The following is a 15,696-nucleotide window of genomic DNA, read 5'->3' on the forward strand; positions in this document are numbered from 1 at the left end:
TTCCCTATGAAAACTCACGACCTGAAAATCAGGCCGGAATTCTTTGCGCCCGTACGTCAGGGAGTGAAGACCGCAGAGATACGGCTGAATGACCGCAACTTCCAAGTGGGTGACTTACTTGAACTCAATGAGTGGAATGCGGGCCATTTCACTGGCGCGTTTGCCTTGAGAAAAATAACTCACGTAGCTGACATCAGTGAGTTTAAGCCGGGCTACGTACTGTTGAGCATGATTCCCTTTGAAATAGCTGAGGTGGCCTGATGGACGATATTAGCGAACTAATTCTAACCGTGTCCCGCGCTGGGGATGACGGACGTGACCATAAAGAGGCCTATTTGTGGGATATGAAAATAAAGCAGCGGCTACGAACCGGCGACAAGTCAAAAAGACCGGTACCGCGGCAAGTTGTCCCACCCACTCCGGTTAAAACGGTGAAGTCAGTGAAAGCGAAAGTGAGAAAGATAATGGAGGCGGCATGAGTGACTTTGGCGGCAGCCACACCCCGGATAACCTGAAAGATTTATGGATGACACCCGCCGACATATTTACCGCACTAGACATCGAGTTTGGCTTTTATCTTGATGCAGCAGCAAGTCATAAAAGTGCCCTATGTGCCAGATACCTGACCGAGCAAAGCGATGCTCTTAATAGTGCATGGGAAAGCTACGGCGCTATCTGGTGCAATCCACCCTACTCCGATATCTCACCCTGGGTAACCAAGGCGGCTGAGCAATGTAAGCAGCAACTCCAACCGGTGGTGATGCTTGTGCCTGCTGATTCATCAGTCGGTTGGTTTAGCCAGGCGCTGCAATCAGTGGATGAGGTGCGATTCATTACTGATGGCCGTATATCGTTTCTTCGCTCTGATACTGGCAAGCCAATCAACGGTAACAACAAAGGTTCGCTGCTATTCATCTGGCGGCCATTCATTAAGCCCCGCTGCATGTTCACGACTGTTAAGCGCGATGAGCTAAAGGCGATCGGACAGGAAATATTAACCGGGAGTAAAGCAGCATGAAGAGAAAAATATCAGACGGTACCTGGTTCTTTATCGTTATCATCGCGTGGGCGGTGCTGGCAACAATTTATACAATTGAGACTGAGGCTGTTAGGGGGATGTTTGGATGAACGTACTTAGCTTTGTGATGACCTACCTGGACTGGATACTCCTGGTTATCGGCGGTTGCGCTGCGTTCTGGCTGGTGTGGGTAAAGGGATGGTGAGTATATGGATACAACCATCGAAAACGCAATCAGGTCAGTAGCTCGATGTTGTAGGACAGAAATAATAGAAGCCACGGACGGCAAGCCAATCTCAGAACACGACAAACTTATCACTGAAATCCTCGACCGCCACGCAAAAAAAATCACCGCTCTACCCCCTAACACTTTCCCGGCTAAACGCTGGCTGAGTTATTACGTCCGTCAGATTGATAAAGAGATAAGAGGCCAACAATGAAAATTAGCCTGAAAGAGTGGAATGAGCGACGAGACAGGCCGCGATCAATGAAGCAAATATATAGATGGGTTGAGGCAGGTAAAATATATCCACCGCCAGAACGCGTGGGAAAAGAGTATGAAGTTGAATCAACCGCGATATATAGAAACCCTACCTCCCGAGGCAGCCCTACGCAAACAAATAACTTAATATCAAGGATTAGAAATGGCAGCAAGAAGGCGGTCAGCCGCACTGCGTGATTTGCCACCAAACCTGTACGTTAGAAATGGTGGCTATTACAGCTATAAAGACCCACGGACGGGCAAGGAATTCGGCCTTGGCCGGGATAAGCGATTTGCAATAAATCAGGCGGTAGAAGCAAATATGCAGTTTATGGATTCAGGTACAACAGCAAGGCTTGTTGACCGGATCAACGGTGTCGCAATTGTCACTGTTTCGGAATGGGTTAAAACCTATACTGATGTGCTAAGTAAGCGCGGCTTAAAAAGCAAAACAATCACTGATTACCATAGTCGATTAGAGGTGGTCGGTGAGGTTTTCTCATCAAGATCCATGGACAGCATTAGCACCAAAGATATTGCAACACTTCTTAACGATTACACAAATAATGGAAAGGCAGCATCTGCTAAATTAATGCGATCGTTTTTGACTGACTTTTTCAGAGAAGCAGTATCTGAGGGGGTAATTTACAACAACCCTGTGGATGCAACAAAAAACCCTAAAGTAGAGGTTAAACGAGCAAGGTTATCACTTGATAACTTCCTGGCTATTAGGGTGGCTGCGGCAGGAATGCCAGCATGGGTTGTTGACAGTATGGACTTGGCTATAGTGACAGGGCAGCGTGTTGGTGACGTACGCAAAATGAAATGGGCAGATATCAAGGATGATAAATTGTTTGTTGAACAAGAAAAAACCGGCATGAGACTAGTGATCCCATTAGATTTACGGATTGATACCCTCTCGTTGTCTTTGCGTGATATAATTTCGCGCTGTGAAAAACGCCCCGTAAAAGGTGTAACAATTATTTCATCTGAAAAAGGTGAACCGTTCGCAGACAAAACACTTACAAAACGATTCGCCAGGGCAAGAGATTTAGCAAGCATTACATGGGAAGGAACAAACCCACCACCATTTCATGAAATTAGGAGTTTAGCTTCTAGACTTTATGAGAAGGAAAAAGGAAAGGAATTCGCGCAAAAAATCTTAGGTCATAAATCATCTCAAACAACAGATAAGTATCGAGATGTGCGCGGTAGTGAGTGGATAGAGATAGTAGCGTAGTGAATGAATATCGAATGATTTCGACTTGCGCTGTGTAACCAACTGATTAAATTAGAAAAAATTAAGGGGAACCTTTGCAAGGTAAAGCACTCCAAGAGTTTGTTATCGACAAACTCGATGATTTGAAAGGCCAAGATATTATTGCTCTGGATGTTCAGGGTAAATCCAGCATCACTGATTGCATGATCATTTGTACCGGTACCTCTACACGCCATGTTATGGCGCTGGCAGATAACCTGGTTCAAGAATCTCGTAAGGCAGGCATGATACCTCTAGGTATCGAAGGTCAAGGTGTCTCTGACTGGATAGTCGTTGATTTGGGCGAAGTGATTGTGCATGTCATGCAAGAAGAAAGCCGCCGTATGTATGAACTGGAAAAACTCTGGAGCTAAGCGGTGAAACTGCAACTGGTAGCCGTCGGCACCAAAATGCCAGACTGGGTGCAGACAGGTTTTATCGATTACCTGCGCCGCTTTCCCAAAGATATGCCCTTCGAGTTGGTAGAAATACCGGCCGGTAAACGGGGCAAAAATGCGGATATCAAACGCATTTTGGAAAAAGAAGGCGAGCTAATGCTGGCGGCGGTTGGCAAGAATAACCGCATTGTCACGCTGGATATCCCAGGCACTCCCTGGGAGACCCCGCAGTTGGCTCAGCAATTAGAACGTTGGAAGCAGGATGGCCGCGATGTCAGTCTACTGATTGGCGGGCCGGAGGGGTTAGCCCCGGCCTGTAAAGCTGCGGCAGAGCAGAGCTGGTCGCTCTCTCCGTTGACGCTACCACATCCTTTAGTGCGTGTTTTAGTGGCAGAAAGCCTTTACCGCGCCTGGAGTATTACGACCAACCACCCTTATCATCGGGAATAAGCGGGCGATGAACCTGAGTAATATGATGATCCTGAATAGAATGAAGTAAGTAGCGGGATGAAAAAAGAACCTAACCCTTTTCGCGACTATTCGGCTGAATCAGCCCTGTTTGTCCGCCGCGCCCTCGTGGCTTTCCTCGGTATCCTGCTGCTAAGCGGGATATTGATCGCCAATCTGTACAATTTGCAGATAGTTCGTTTTGAGGACTATCGCACACGTTCCAATGAAAACCGCATCAAGCTCGTCCCTATCGCCCCCAGCCGCGGCATGATTTTTGACCGTAATGGCACACCATTGGCGATGAACCGGACTATCTATCAATTAGAGCTGATGCCGGAAAAAATTGAAGACCTCCCCGCGACCCTGAACGCACTGCGCCCAATAGTGGATTTGACGGATGAGGATATCGCCAATTTTGAAAAAGAGCGCAAGCGCTCGCGCCGCTTTACCTCCATTGCGGTGAAAACACCGCTCACAGAGGTGCAAGTCGCCCGTTTCGCAGTCAACCAATTTCGCTTCCCTGGTATTGAAGTTAAAGGCTATCAACGCCGTTTCTACCCGTACGGCTCAGCGCTGACCCATGTAATCGGTTATGTCTCAAAAATTAACGATAAAGATGTGGAGCGCCTGGATAAAGATGGCATTCTGGCTAACTATGCTGCTACCCACGATATCGGCAAGCTAGGTATTGAGCGCTATTATGAGTCGGTATTACACGGGAAAACCGGCTATGAAGAAGTTGAGGTCAATAACCGTGGTCGGGTGATCCGCCAGTTGCATGAGCAGCCACCACAGGCCGGTAAAGATATTTACCTGACGCTCGATTTGCACCTACAAACTTATATCGAACAGTTACTGAGTGGTAGCCGCGCAGCAGTTGTGGTTACCGACCCACGTACCGGCGGAATATTAGCCTTGGTGTCAAACCCAAGTTATGACCCTAATCTGTTTGTTGATGGTATCTCTAGTAAGGATTATCAGGGGTTATTGAACGACCCCAATCGCCCGCTGATAAACCGTGCGACTCAGGGTGTTTATCCCCCGGCATCGACGGTAAAACCTTATATTGCAGTGTCTGCACTCAGTGCTGGTGTGATCAACAGAAATACCAGCCTGTTTGATCCCGGTTGGTGGCAATTACCGGGCTCTGAAAAACGCTTCCGTGACTGGAAAAAATGGGGCCATGGCCGGTTGAATGTCACCAAAGCACTGGAAGAGTCTGCAGATACCTTCTTCTACCAAGTGGCTTATGACATGGGGATTGACCGTTTATCTTCATGGATGAGCAAGTTTGGTTATGGCGAATATACTGGCATCGATTTGTCCGAAGAGCGGGCTGGCCTGATGCCGACCCGTGAATGGAAACAAAAGCGCCATAAAAAACCTTGGTATCAAGGGGATACTATCCCTGTTGGTATCGGCCAAGGGTATTGGACGGCAACACCGATTCAGATGGCAAAAGCGTTGATGACATTGATTAATGATGGGGCCGTTAAAACACCCCATTTGTTACAAAGCATGCGTATTGATGGGCAATTAGTCCCTTATAAACAAGAAGATACCACCCAGATTGGCGACATCCACTCCGGCTACTGGGAGATTGCTAAAGATGGCATGTATGGCGTCGCCAACCGCCCTAATGGGACTGGCCGCAAGTTCTTTGAAGGCACCCCCTATAAAGCGGCGGCAAAATCAGGTACTGCGCAGGTTTATAGCTACGAAACCTATAATGCTCACAAAGTGGCCGAGCATTTGCGCGACCACAAGTTGATGGTTGCATTTGCACCCTACGAAAATCCGACAGTATCTGTCGCCATGATTTTAGAAAATGGCGGTGCCGGGCCGGCGGTGGGGACGATTACTCGTCAAATCCTCGACCACATTTTGTTGGGCGATAACAATACTGAATTACCGGATGCCGCTCCTCTGCCTCCGGGTGTTGAAGCCGATTAGTTGAAGCGGGTTAGTTGAAACGGATGAAGGTAACTCATGACTGATAATCAACAAAAAGGCTCTTTGTGGTACAAAATGCACATCGACCTGCCGTTTCTGCTGTGCGTACTGGCGCTGCTGGCTTATAGCGCCTTCGTCATGTGGAGCGCCAGCGGGCAAGATATGGGCATGATGGAGCGCAAGGTTGGCCAAATTGCCATGGGCCTGGTTGTCATGCTGGTCATGGCACAGATTCCGCCACGCGTCTATGAAAGCTGGGCGCCCTATCTCTATTTTGTCTGTGTGATCTTGTTGGTGTTGGTTGATGCATTTGGTCAAATCAGTAAAGGGGCACAGCGGTGGCTAGACTTGGGCTTTATTCGCTTCCAACCCTCTGAAATTGCTAAAATTGCCGTTCCATTGATGGTCGCGCGCTTCATGAACCGTGATGTCTGCCCGCCCTCACTGAAAAATACCGGTATCGCGCTGATTTTAATCTTTATGCCAACCTTGTTGGTTGCGGCTCAACCCGACCTCGGCACCTCCATTCTGATCGCCTCCTCAGGCCTGTTTGTATTATTCCTTTCAGGTATGAGTTGGCGCTTAATTGCTATTGCTGCTGTATTAGTTGCTGGGTTTATTCCTATTCTCTGGTTCTTCCTGATGCATGGTTATCAGCGTGACCGGGTGATGATGCTGCTGGATCCGGAAAGTGATCCGCTAGGTGCCGGCTACCATATTATTCAGTCGAAAATTGCCATTGGTTCGGGTGGGTTATCAGGCAAAGGTTGGCTGCACGGAACACAATCACAGTTGGAATTCTTACCGGAACGCCATACTGACTTTATCTTTGCCGTACTGGCAGAAGAGCTCGGGTTAATTGGGGTTCTGGTACTGCTGGCACTCTATTTATGTCTTATTATGCGGGGTCTGGTGATTGCGGCCCATGCGCAAACGACCTTTGGCCGAGTGATGGTCGGCGGATTAATGCTGATACTCTTTGTATATGTGTTTGTTAACATAGGTATGGTCAGTGGAATTTTACCTGTGGTTGGCGTACCTTTGCCTTTGGTCAGCTACGGAGGCTCGGCGCTGATAGTTCTGATGGCCGGGTTTGGTATCGTGATGTCGATACATACTCATCGAAAAATGTTATCTAAGAATTTATAGAGGTGAGCAATGCGTAAGGAATGGCTTTGGATCGGCATCGCAGGCGTGCTGCTATCAGCATGTACCAGTCAGCCCCCGGCACCCCAGCAACAAGTGCAGCAAACATATAATGGCCCGGTTGAAGAAATCGGCGGTGCTGAGCCACGCTATGAGCCTTTTAATCCTAATTTTAATCAGGATTACAAAGCCAATGGTCAGTCGTACACCATCGTCAAGGATCCACAAAACTTCACGCAAGTGGGTTTGGCGGCCTGGTATGGTGAAGAGGCGAATGGCAATTCCACCGCGACTGGCGAAATCTTCGATCCCAATGCCTTGACCGCTGCTCACCCAACGTTGCCCATTCCTAGCTATGTGCGCGTGACTAACGTCAGTAATGGCCGCCAAATTGTGGTGCGCGTGAACGACCGTGGCCCATATACCCCAGGTCGGGTCATTGATTTATCCAAAGCCGCCGCTGATCGCTTGAATATTTCGAATAATACCAAGGTGAAAATCGACTTTATCAATGTGGCACCGGATGGCTCATTGTCTGGTCCCGGTATGGTCGGCACGACTATCGCCAAACAAAGCTATGCATTACCCAGTCGCCCAGATTTAACCTCTGGTGGCATGGGGACACCAATACAGCAAGATGCTCCAGCAGTGAGTGCGCCAGTACGGCCTATCGATAATAGTAATTTGTCGGGTGCTGATGCCACGCAACCTGTTGCGCCACAAAGCAGCGGTTTCTTGCGCGCCTCAACTCCAGTACCGGCAGGAGTGTTGGAAAGCTCAGAACCGGCAGTGAGCACAGAAGCATCGATGGGTGCTGAGACCGTCAGGCCACCAGTGGTTGCCAACCCAGGCCCGGTAACTTCATCTGCAGCCACCGCATCTGCTGCTAGCACAACGGCGGGTAGCTATGGCTATGTGGTTCAAGTTGGAGCATTAAGTGACGCCCAGCGTGCGCAAACTTGGCAGCAAAGTCTGAGCCAACGTTTTGGTGTGCCAGGAAAAGTGGCGACCAATGGCAGCGTACACCGCGTACAGCTTGGGCCATTCAGTACTCGCCAGCAAGCCGTCGCACTGCAACAGCGCCTGTCGAGTGAAGCACAACAGCAGTCATTTGTGGTCGCGGCACCTTAAATCATACATACCTTGTAGCAATTTAAGGTCGCTCTAACAAAAATAACCGTAACATGCCGTACAAACAGGATGTTACGGTTGAAAGAATAGTAGTAATCCGGTAGATAATTCGGCCGGTAGAAATGTATAAACGCCACATTGGTGTCTACCCAAATCATTGGCGTTGCGGGTCGTGAGTGAAAGCCGCTAACCCTGCGATGTCAATGAAGATGGGTATGTTATAGTGTGGCACGTTCTTAACTTACTCCCACGGATGTTGTTGTCCTGATCATGAAATATGTAACTACTTCTCGCATTATCAAGAGCCTGGCGCTCGGCACTGTTATTGTTATGAGCGCAGCGTCTGCTGCAAACGCTGATGACGTCAATCTGAAAACCATGATCCCCGGCGTGCCACAAATCGACGCGGAAGCTTATGTTCTGATTGATTACAACTCCGGCAAAGTATTGGCAGAAATGAATGCGGATGTGCGCCGCAACCCAGCCAGTCTGACCAAAATGATGACCAGCTATGTGATTGGGCAGGCCATCAAAGCAGGTAAAATCGGGCCGGAAGATATGGTTACCGTGGGTAAAGATGCTTGGGCGACCGGCAACCCTGAGTTCAAGGGCTCCTCGCTGATGTTCTTGAAACCGGGTGATCGTGTACCAGTCTCTAAACTGACTCGCGGTATCAACCTGCAATCCGGTAACGATGCCTGTGTTGCTATGGCCGACTATGTCGCCGGTAGCCAAGACTCATTCGTTAACCTGATGAATAATTACGTTAATGCGCTGGGTCTGAAAAACACTCACTTCAAAACCGTTCACGGCTTAGATGCTGATGGGCAGTTCAGTTCGGCTCGCGATATGGCACTGATTGGTCAGGCGCTGATTCGTGATGTGCCGGATGAATACGCCATTTATAAAGAGAAAGAGTTTACTTTCAACAATATCCGTCAGACTAACCGTAATGGTTTGCTGTGGGATACCAGCTTGAATGTTGATGGTATCAAAACCGGCCATACTGACGCCGCGGGCTACAATCTGGTGGCATCCGCTACCGATGGGCAAATGCGTTTAATTTCAGCGGTATTGGGTGGTCACACCTTTAAAGGCCGTGAAACCGAAAGTAAAAAGCTGCTGACTTGGGGCTTCCGTTTCTTTGAAACCGTCGCACCACTGAAAGTCGGTAAAGAGTTCGCTTCTGAGCCAGTCTGGTTTGGTGACAGTGACCGTGTTCAGCTCGGGGTGGATAAAGACGTTTACCTGACTATCCCACGTGGCCGAATGAAAGATCTGAAAGCCAGCTATGTGCTGAATACACCTGAAATTCATGCCCCACTGGCGAAGAATCAAGTGGTCGGGATGATTAACTTCCAGTTAGATGGCAAAACTATCGATCAACGGCCACTGGTCGTCATGAACGAAGTGAAAGAAGGCGGTATCTTTGGCCGTATGGTGGACTACATCAAATTGATGTTCCATCGCTGGTTCGGCTAATCTGCTGATTTTCCTTACAGATCTCAAGAGAGCAGCCAACACACCTGCGGCTTGAAAGATGACGACAAAGCTATACCCAATAGATTTCAAATCGCAGGTAGGCGGCAAATGAGAGAATCCTGATGAGCTTACATTGGTAAGTGACTAGGGTGAGCGAAAGCAGCCAACACACCTGCAGCTTGAATGATGACGACAAAGCTATACCCAATAGATTTCAAGTCGCAGGTAGGCGGCAAATGAGAGAATCCCGATGAGCTTACATTGGTAAGTGACTCGGGTGAGCGAAGGCAGCCAACACACCTGCGGCTTGAAAGATGACGACAAAGCTATACCCAATAGATTTCAAATCGCAGGTAGGCGGCAAATGAGAGAATCCCGATGAGCTTACATTAGTAAGTGACTCGGGTGAGCGAAAGCAGCCAACACACCTGCGGCTTGAAAGATGACGGGGATACTTGAAAATCAGCAGACCGACCCTCATATTAAAAATAATATGAAACTCCCGCTGCGGCGGGAGTTATAATTTTAGAGTCGGATATATTTCATATTGATTTTTCCGGCTACAACCCAGGAGCGCACATGAAAACTAAACTGAACGAACTGCTTGAGTTCCCTTGTTCTTTTACCTACAAGGTAATGGGCATCGCTGAACCTCAGTTGGTTAACCAGGTGGTTGAAGTGGTACAGCGCCATGCTCCGGGTGATTATACCCCACAGGTAAAACCGAGCAGCAAAGGCAACTATCACTCCGTTTCCATCACCATCACAGCAACCCATATTGATCAGGTGGAAACGCTGTATAAAGAACTGGGCAATCTGGAATTAGTGCGGATGGTGTTGTAATTCAGCCCATTTTGCCTATTGGCAAAACATCACATCAATTTCAAACTCGCCTTATAATGGCCCGGACTGGTTATTCTCTCCGGGCCTTATTTTTACCTTAAATTCCATATTGGTACCGCTAACTCAATGAATTTAAGTGAAAACCTATTTTTTAAAATTTTAATCTATTTTTTAAAATATCAAAATAGTAGCCCCACACTTCTGGACTGGTATACTGACGCCACCATTTCTGTAACCAGATGATGCCTCGCTTGCAACAACACAAGATCATTTTACGCCAGCTAGGGTTACAACCCTATGCCCCCGTATCTCAAGCCATGCATAATTTCACTGAGTTTCGTACTGAAGCCAGTGCCGATGAAATCTGGCTGGTTGAGCATCAGAAAGTCTTTACTCAGGGCCAGGCAGGAAAAGCCGAACATGTTCTGATGCCCGGTGATATACCGGTTATCCAAAGTGACCGCGGCGGGCAAGTCACCTATCATGGCCCCGGCCAGCAAGTCATGTATGTCATGATTGATCTCAAACGTGCCAAAGTGGGGGTGCGGCAGTTAGTCACCGCCATTGAGAACACCGTGATACAAACACTCGCCCATTTTGGTATTGAGTCACAAGCGCGTCCAGATGCGCCCGGTGTTTATGTTGGTCAGCAGAAGATATGCTCGCTGGGGTTACGCATTCGCCGAGGCTGTTCATTTCATGGTCTGGCATTAAACATTGCCATGGATCTGGAGCCCTTCCAGCGCATTAACCCCTGCGGCTATGCCGGAATGCAAATGACGCAAGTCAGTGCGCTGAAAGCCGGTACGACAGTCGCTGATATCCAACCGATATTGGTGCATGAATTTACTCGCCAGCTGGGTTATCCCGAGGCAGAACAACAGCCTTGGTCACTGGCTGACTATGTATCATCTGACGCATTATAAGTTACCCGCAGCAGCCACTAACACTTACAAAATTGGGGGCTGAATGGAGTGGGACAAAGATGATATAATTTTTAAACAATTTTCAAATATTTTTTAACGAACGCCACATCCCGTTGAATTTAATGAAAAATCTCAAATTGAGAGATTCAGAACTGGAACCAGCACGATTATGAGTAAACCGATTCAGATGGAACGCGGCGTCAAATACCGCGACGCAGATAAAATGGCGTTAATCCCGATTAAAACCGTGGTTACCGAACGTCAGGAGCTGCTACGTAAACCCGAATGGATGAAAATCAAACTCCCTGCTGACTCCAGCCGTATTCAGGGGATCAAGGCAGCAATGCGTAAAAACGGTCTGCACTCGGTTTGCGAAGAGGCATCCTGCCCTAACCTGTCGGAGTGCTTTAACCACGGTACCGCCACCTTTATGATCCTCGGCGCTATTTGTACTCGCCGCTGCCCATTCTGCGACGTCGCCCATGGCCGCCCAGTGACCCCTGATGCCAATGAACCAGAGAAACTGGCTCAGACCATCAAGGATATGGGATTACGCTATGTGGTGATCACCTCGGTTGACCGTGATGATCTCCGTGATGGCGGTGCGCAGCATTTCGCCGATTGTATTTCAGCAATCCGCGCCAAGAATCCAACCATTAAAATTGAAACCTTGGTGCCCGATTTCCGTGGTCGTATGGATCGCGCACTGGATATTTTGACTGTCACACCACCGGATGTGTTTAACCACAATCTGGAAAACGTTCCTCGGGTATATCGTCAGGTTCGCCCTGGCGCTAACTATGAGTGGTCGCTTAAATTATTAGAGCGCTTTAAAGAAGCTCACCCTGATATTCCGACCAAGTCTGGTTTGATGGTAGGTTTGGGTGAGACCAATGCAGAAATCGTTGAGGTGATGCGTGATTTGCGCCGTCACGGGGTAACCATGTTGACACTGGGGCAATATTTACAACCTAGCCGCCACCATTTACCGGTACAGCGCTATGTTAGCCCGGCTGAGTTTGACGAGATGAAAGCTGAAGCAATGGCGATGGGCTTCACCCACGCAGCTTGCGGCCCATTTGTTCGTTCTTCTTACCATGCTGACCTGCAAGCTAAAGGGTTAGAAGTCAAATAAGCCTATAGGGTCTGAGCTGATGTTCAGACCTGGTTGACTGAAATATTTTATTACACCTTAGGCAGCAGAAAGGCAAAAACGGATTTCCATTGGAGATCCGTTTTTTTGTTATCAGCCATTATCGGATCGCTGATAATGCTGGAGCTAATAGATGACTAATCTTGCGAAGTCGCCTAAATACCGGCTAAAACTCGTAGATACAATCAGTCCTTATGCTCAATAGGCGGTGTGGTTTTGGCTTCTGTTGCTGCTTTAGATTCAGCCGTTGTCGTTGCCGCAGGTGCATCATCATTGCCCATGGCCTTTTTGAAGCCTTTAAGAGCAGCGCCTAAATCTGCACCCAGCGTCCGCAGCTTGCTGGTGCCAAACAACAACACAATCAATATGCCGACTACCAGTAATTTGGTAATACTGAGACCTTCCATATATACCTTCTTGGTTAGCACTGTTCATTAAATCATGGACTATTTACGAATAAATTATTGATTAAAACAACAGTAATATGTAACAGATTTCGTTAGTGAACTATGATTTACTCAAGAGTCTGTACTTACTTATTTTTGACTCATTCCGGATGAGACATTGCCGTTAACATCCCCCTAAAGCAGAAAAAACGAGGGAACCGCCAATTGCCTTATTCAAGTAGAATAAATACCCGCCGATCCGGGTTAAGTTTTGCTAAAAGAACCTATTTACCGCGAGCATTTGGCTTAGGTATTGGCATGTTTTGTGTCGGCTCAGTGTTGTACACGGAAAATGCTTCATTGTGGCTATGGATTGCGCTGGCCATCAATGGGCTCATCTGGCCACATATTGCATTCCTTCTGGCCCTGCGCTCTGAACAGCCGTTTGAGCAAGAAATAATTAATATGAAAATAGACTCAGCGCTAGGCGGCGTTTGGGTCGCAATAATGTCATTCAATGCCCTACCATCGATTGTTATTCTCTCCATGATGAGTATGAACAATATTGCCTCGGGTGGAAAAAATGTTTTCTACAAAGGGCTGGCATTACAAATCGCCTGTAGTTTACTGACCGCATGGATATTTAATTTACCCTTTAGGCCCGAAACATCACCCATCCAAGTTTATGCGTGCCTGCCAATGATTATTATCTACCCTTCCCTGCTCGGATTAGTCACCTATCGAACCGCAAAACGTCTGGCCGAAAATAAAGAAGAGTTACTGCGCATCAGTGTAAGAGATGGATTGACCGGGCTGTATAACCGCAGACATTGGGAACATCAGCTACATAATCAATTTGACAGCTGTCGGCGCTACCAACACGGTGCCACACTGATTTTACTTGATATTGATAACTTCAAATCGATTAATGATACCTTTGGTCATGCTGTCGGTGATGAGGCTATTACTGTCCTTGCCGAAGAGCTATTGCTGGGGCTGCGAGCCATCGATATTGTTGGCCGCTATGGGGGTGATGAGTTCGGGGCTATTTTGCCCAATACGACGGCGGAGCAAACCAGAGAAGTCCTTACCAGAATCCAGGAAAAACTGGCCGGTTTAGCCTTTGCCCAAGCCCCCCCTTTACAACTCAAAGTTAGCGCCGGTATTGCCGACTACCGGCACGACATGATTAACTATCAGCAATGGCTAAAAGCCGCTGATTCCGCACTGTATTTGGCAAAAGATAATGGCCGTAACCGTATTGAATTAGCGAGTTGAACAAGGTATTCGCACAAGGATACCCATAAGAATAGGTATTTATGTTTAATACATTACTTGCAGTATTTATTGGTGGCGGTGTGGGTAGCGTTGCCCGCTGGCTAGTCAGCATGAAGCTAAACAGTCTATCAAGCAATATCCCGGTGGGGACACTTATCGTAAACTTGGCGGGTGCCTTTATTATCGGCTTGGCATTAGCCCTATTTACCCGAATGACCCATATTGACCCCGTTTGGAAATTACTGATTACCACTGGGTTTTGTGGTGGCCTAACCACGTTTTCCACTTTCTCAGTTGAAGTGGTCTATTTAATACAGGATGGGAAATTAGCCTGGGCAGCTGGGACTGTCTTACTTAATTTAGCCGGTTCACTCGCCATGACTATGCTGGCTTTTATGTTGGTCAACTCTATTGCTAGCCAATAAATTCGCGAGTCAATAAACCATCTATTACTCAGAGTGTTAATAACATTGATTCAGGCACCTATCTTGAGGGGAAAATATTCCTCACTGGCGGTCACCCTCTTAATGTTTTCTTAATCTTCGGGCCGGATAATTATTCAGCAAAGAACAGTTAGCCATTGGGGTGACTGATGCGCTGGATAGATTCTATGTTTAGTGTACCCAAGACTCGGGTTGAATGGATAACAGTGATTTTTTGCCTGTCTATCACCTTCATTTTCTTAAAAGAATATCTCTTTTAACAAACATTCTTTCTTGTGCCAATTCAATGCCATAAATAAAAAACCCGCCTATTGAGGCGGGTTTTAAGAGATATGGGCTACTTAGATAGCGATAACATTAGCAGCAGATGGCCCTTTAGCACCAGTCGTGATTTCAAATTCTACACGCTGGCCTTCAGCAAGAGTTTTGAAACCGTTGCTAGCGATGGCTGAGAAATGAACGAAAACGTCCTTGCTGCCATCTTCTGGGGTGATGAAACCAAAGCCTTTAGCTTCATTGAACCACTTAACGCTACCTTTAATCTTAGACATCAAACTTACCTTTACGTGAATGTTGGACACAAAATGTGTGTCAAATACAGTACAGCAATAGAACCGTTTTTTGTCCACGGCAGAGATCACAAAAAACAGAGAAAAAGTGAAAAAGTCGCCTTTTCTGCTCAATTTATAGCACAGAAATCCATATTTCTTGCTTTTACAACTCACCTTAACTAGGTCTAAAAGACGCGACAAAACCACCAGACTGTATCTGAAAGCGATTCACCTGTATTATACTTACCCATTGGATTCGCTAATATGAGATGCATGATGAACGGTAGAATAACAACTTTTTTTGAAGATAAAGGTTTTGGGTTTATCACCGATGAGAACGGAGATAACCGTTATTTTCACGTTATTAAAGTTGCTAATCCCGAGATGATCAAAAAAGGTGCGGAAGTGACTTTCGAACCGACAACCAATACCAAAGGATTGTCTGCATATGCGGTAAAAGTGGCCATTGAGAGCAAGTATATATTCATTGCCAATGAGAGAATCAAACTCACCAGCATTAAGTCATTTAATACTTTCACCAAAGAAGTTCCTGCACAGGCTGAGGTTGATAAAGCCAATACCGTCCTCTCAGTAAATTTACTGATGAATAAAATCCGGCCGCAGGAAGAAGATATTTCAGAGAAGACCGTGCCATTAAAAATGCTGTCGATTACTACATTCCAAAATGTAACTTATACATTTTCTGAGCATGAAGTTGATATCGACGCTACGGTGGCGAAGTTGAAAAGTATTTAATACTGATGCTTTTTTACTGAAGCAGTTGCAGAGTATCCCCCAT

General features: G+C 47.1%; 20 protein-coding genes. 18 read left to right on the top strand and 2 right to left on the bottom strand.

Translation table 11 applies throughout. The features are described 5' to 3' along the window. Positions 1-6 precede the first annotated feature (6 nt). The 15 genes from N0H69_RS18955 (at position 7) to lipA (ending at position 12,221) form a co-directional block, all read left to right on the top strand. Positions 7-261, top strand: a complete 255-nt coding sequence (locus tag N0H69_RS18955) for a DUF3850 domain-containing protein (RefSeq protein WP_050146272.1) — start codon at positions 7-9, stop codon at positions 259-261. Next, a complete protein-coding gene (locus N0H69_RS18960) occupies positions 261-479 on the top strand; it encodes a hypothetical protein (RefSeq protein ID WP_050151458.1) in 219 nt (72 codons plus the stop codon). The genes N0H69_RS18955 and N0H69_RS18960 overlap by 1 nt, the downstream gene beginning before the upstream one ends. Then, positions 476-1,018 carry a phage N-6-adenine-methyltransferase gene (locus tag N0H69_RS18965; RefSeq protein ID WP_050151460.1) on the top strand — a complete coding sequence of 181 codons (543 nt, stop codon included), beginning with the start codon at positions 476-478 and terminating at the stop codon, positions 1,016-1,018. The genes N0H69_RS18960 and N0H69_RS18965 overlap by 4 nt, the downstream gene beginning before the upstream one ends. 209 nt (positions 1,019-1,227) lie before the next feature. Next, on the top strand, positions 1,228-1,458 hold the full coding sequence (locus N0H69_RS18970) for a hypothetical protein (protein ID WP_151419948.1): 231 nt from the start codon (positions 1,228-1,230) through the stop codon (positions 1,456-1,458). Positions 1,459-1,505: 47 nt separating this feature from the next. After that, on the top strand, positions 1,506-1,697 hold the full coding sequence (locus N0H69_RS22285) for an excisionase (protein WP_375541946.1): 192 nt from the start codon (positions 1,506-1,508) through the stop codon (positions 1,695-1,697). Continuing rightward, positions 1,663-2,739 carry a tyrosine-type recombinase/integrase gene (locus N0H69_RS18975; protein ID WP_050151462.1) on the top strand — a complete coding sequence of 359 codons (1,077 nt, stop codon included), beginning with the start codon at positions 1,663-1,665 and terminating at the stop codon, positions 2,737-2,739. Before N0H69_RS22285 ends, N0H69_RS18975 begins: the two co-directional genes overlap by 35 nt. A 74-nt stretch (positions 2,740-2,813) precedes the next feature. Then, positions 2,814-3,131, top strand: a complete 318-nt coding sequence (gene rsfS, locus N0H69_RS18980; RefSeq protein ID WP_050122465.1) for a ribosome silencing factor — start codon at positions 2,814-2,816, stop codon at positions 3,129-3,131. Between the two features lie 3 nt (positions 3,132-3,134). Then, the gene (gene rlmH / locus N0H69_RS18985; RefSeq protein WP_004390602.1) at positions 3,135-3,605 is read left to right on the top strand and encodes a 23S rRNA (pseudouridine(1915)-N(3))-methyltransferase RlmH; all 471 of its coding nucleotides are present in this window, start codon (positions 3,135-3,137) and stop codon (positions 3,603-3,605) included. A gap of 57 nt (positions 3,606-3,662) precedes the next feature. Further along, positions 3,663-5,558: a peptidoglycan DD-transpeptidase MrdA gene (gene mrdA, locus N0H69_RS18990; RefSeq protein ID WP_050111191.1), complete on the top strand. Its 1,896-nt coding sequence runs from the start codon at positions 3,663-3,665 to the stop codon at positions 5,556-5,558. Between the two features lie 36 nt (positions 5,559-5,594). Then, positions 5,595-6,707: a peptidoglycan glycosyltransferase MrdB gene (mrdB, locus tag N0H69_RS18995; RefSeq protein WP_050111189.1), complete on the top strand. Its 1,113-nt coding sequence runs from the start codon at positions 5,595-5,597 to the stop codon at positions 6,705-6,707. Positions 6,708-6,716: 9 nt separating this feature from the next. Further along, entirely contained in the window at positions 6,717-7,835 is a 1,119-nt protein-coding gene (gene rlpA / locus N0H69_RS19000; RefSeq protein WP_050151464.1) for an endolytic peptidoglycan transglycosylase RlpA, read from the top strand. A 270-nt stretch (positions 7,836-8,105) separates the two neighbouring features. After that, positions 8,106-9,317, top strand: coding sequence for a D-alanyl-D-alanine carboxypeptidase DacA (dacA, locus tag N0H69_RS19005; protein WP_050111185.1), 1,212 nt, complete (start codon positions 8,106-8,108; stop codon positions 9,315-9,317). 579 nt (positions 9,318-9,896) lie between these two features. Then, positions 9,897-10,160: a DUF493 family protein YbeD gene (ybeD, locus tag N0H69_RS19010; RefSeq protein ID WP_004712247.1), complete on the top strand. Its 264-nt coding sequence runs from the start codon at positions 9,897-9,899 to the stop codon at positions 10,158-10,160. Between the two features lie 239 nt (positions 10,161-10,399). Further along, on the top strand, positions 10,400-11,086 hold the full coding sequence (gene lipB / locus N0H69_RS19015) for a lipoyl(octanoyl) transferase LipB (RefSeq protein ID WP_072077560.1): 687 nt from the start codon (positions 10,400-10,402) through the stop codon (positions 11,084-11,086). Between the two features lie 169 nt (positions 11,087-11,255). Next, the gene (gene lipA, locus N0H69_RS19020; protein WP_004712243.1) at positions 11,256-12,221 is read left to right on the top strand and encodes a lipoyl synthase; all 966 of its coding nucleotides are present in this window, start codon (positions 11,256-11,258) and stop codon (positions 12,219-12,221) included. Positions 12,222-12,424: 203 nt separating this feature from the next. Here the strand turns inward: lipA and tatA are convergent, their stop codons facing one another. Further along, entirely contained in the window at positions 12,425-12,646 is a 222-nt protein-coding gene (tatA, locus tag N0H69_RS19025; RefSeq protein WP_050108748.1) for a Sec-independent protein translocase subunit TatA, read from the bottom strand. Between the two features lie 204 nt (positions 12,647-12,850). On the opposite strand from tatA, the gene N0H69_RS19030 reads away from it, so the two are divergent. Both N0H69_RS19030 and crcB read left to right on the top strand, forming a co-directional pair. Continuing rightward, on the top strand, positions 12,851-13,903 hold the full coding sequence (locus N0H69_RS19030; RefSeq protein WP_050108751.1) for a diguanylate cyclase: 1,053 nt from the start codon (positions 12,851-12,853) through the stop codon (positions 13,901-13,903). 41 nt (positions 13,904-13,944) lie between these two features. After that, positions 13,945-14,328 (top strand): fluoride efflux transporter CrcB, encoded by a 384-nt coding sequence (gene crcB, locus N0H69_RS19035; protein ID WP_050122468.1) that lies wholly within the window; start codon positions 13,945-13,947, stop codon positions 14,326-14,328. A gap of 359 nt (positions 14,329-14,687) precedes the next feature. On the opposite strand, the gene cspE is transcribed toward crcB, so the two are convergent. Further along, complete coding sequence (cspE, locus tag N0H69_RS19040) at positions 14,688-14,897, bottom strand: transcription antiterminator/RNA stability regulator CspE (RefSeq protein WP_004712236.1); 210 nt, start codon at positions 14,895-14,897, stop codon at positions 14,688-14,690. A 276-nt stretch (positions 14,898-15,173) separates the two neighbouring features. On the opposite strand from cspE, the gene N0H69_RS19045 reads away from it, so the two are divergent. Next, positions 15,174-15,653, top strand: coding sequence for a cold shock domain-containing protein (locus N0H69_RS19045; RefSeq protein WP_050108754.1), 480 nt, complete (start codon positions 15,174-15,176; stop codon positions 15,651-15,653). The last annotated feature ends 43 nt before the right edge of the window (positions 15,654-15,696 follow it).

Source organism: Yersinia alsatica, assembly GCF_025133195.1.
GTDB lineage: Bacteria > Pseudomonadota > Gammaproteobacteria > Enterobacterales > Enterobacteriaceae > Yersinia > Yersinia alsatica.

What these genes read in the sequence shown, in the direction of transcription:
- N0H69_RS18955 (WP_050146272.1), top strand. Translation starts at nt 7, where the DNA reads ATGAAAACTCACGACCTGAAAATCAGGCCGGAATTCTTTGCGCCCGTA.
- N0H69_RS18960 (WP_050151458.1), top strand. Translation starts at nt 261, where the DNA reads ATGGACGATATTAGCGAACTAATTCTAACCGTGTCCCGCGCTGGGGAT.
- N0H69_RS18965 (WP_050151460.1), top strand. Translation starts at nt 476, where the DNA reads ATGAGTGACTTTGGCGGCAGCCACACCCCGGATAACCTGAAAGATTTA.
- N0H69_RS18970 (WP_151419948.1), top strand. Translation starts at nt 1,228, where the DNA reads ATGGATACAACCATCGAAAACGCAATCAGGTCAGTAGCTCGATGTTGT.
- N0H69_RS22285 (WP_375541946.1), top strand. Translation starts at nt 1,506, where the DNA reads ATGAAGCAAATATATAGATGGGTTGAGGCAGGTAAAATATATCCACCG.
- N0H69_RS18975 (WP_050151462.1), top strand. Translation starts at nt 1,663, where the DNA reads ATGGCAGCAAGAAGGCGGTCAGCCGCACTGCGTGATTTGCCACCAAAC.
- mrdA (WP_050111191.1), top strand. Translation starts at nt 3,663, where the DNA reads ATGAAAAAAGAACCTAACCCTTTTCGCGACTATTCGGCTGAATCAGCC.
- mrdB (WP_050111189.1), top strand. Translation starts at nt 5,595, where the DNA reads ATGACTGATAATCAACAAAAAGGCTCTTTGTGGTACAAAATGCACATC.
- rlpA (WP_050151464.1), top strand. Translation starts at nt 6,717, where the DNA reads ATGCGTAAGGAATGGCTTTGGATCGGCATCGCAGGCGTGCTGCTATCA.
- dacA (WP_050111185.1), top strand. Translation starts at nt 8,106, where the DNA reads ATGAAATATGTAACTACTTCTCGCATTATCAAGAGCCTGGCGCTCGGC.
- ybeD (WP_004712247.1), top strand. Translation starts at nt 9,897, where the DNA reads ATGAAAACTAAACTGAACGAACTGCTTGAGTTCCCTTGTTCTTTTACC.
- lipB (WP_072077560.1), top strand. Translation starts at nt 10,400, where the DNA reads ATGATGCCTCGCTTGCAACAACACAAGATCATTTTACGCCAGCTAGGG.
- lipA (WP_004712243.1), top strand. Translation starts at nt 11,256, where the DNA reads ATGAGTAAACCGATTCAGATGGAACGCGGCGTCAAATACCGCGACGCA.
- tatA (WP_050108748.1), bottom strand. Translation starts at nt 12,646, where the DNA reads ATGGAAGGTCTCAGTATTACCAAATTACTGGTAGTCGGCATATTGATT.
- crcB (WP_050122468.1), top strand. Translation starts at nt 13,945, where the DNA reads ATGTTTAATACATTACTTGCAGTATTTATTGGTGGCGGTGTGGGTAGC.
- cspE (WP_004712236.1), bottom strand. Translation starts at nt 14,897, where the DNA reads ATGTCTAAGATTAAAGGTAGCGTTAAGTGGTTCAATGAAGCTAAAGGC.
- N0H69_RS19045 (WP_050108754.1), top strand. Translation starts at nt 15,174, where the DNA reads ATGAACGGTAGAATAACAACTTTTTTTGAAGATAAAGGTTTTGGGTTT.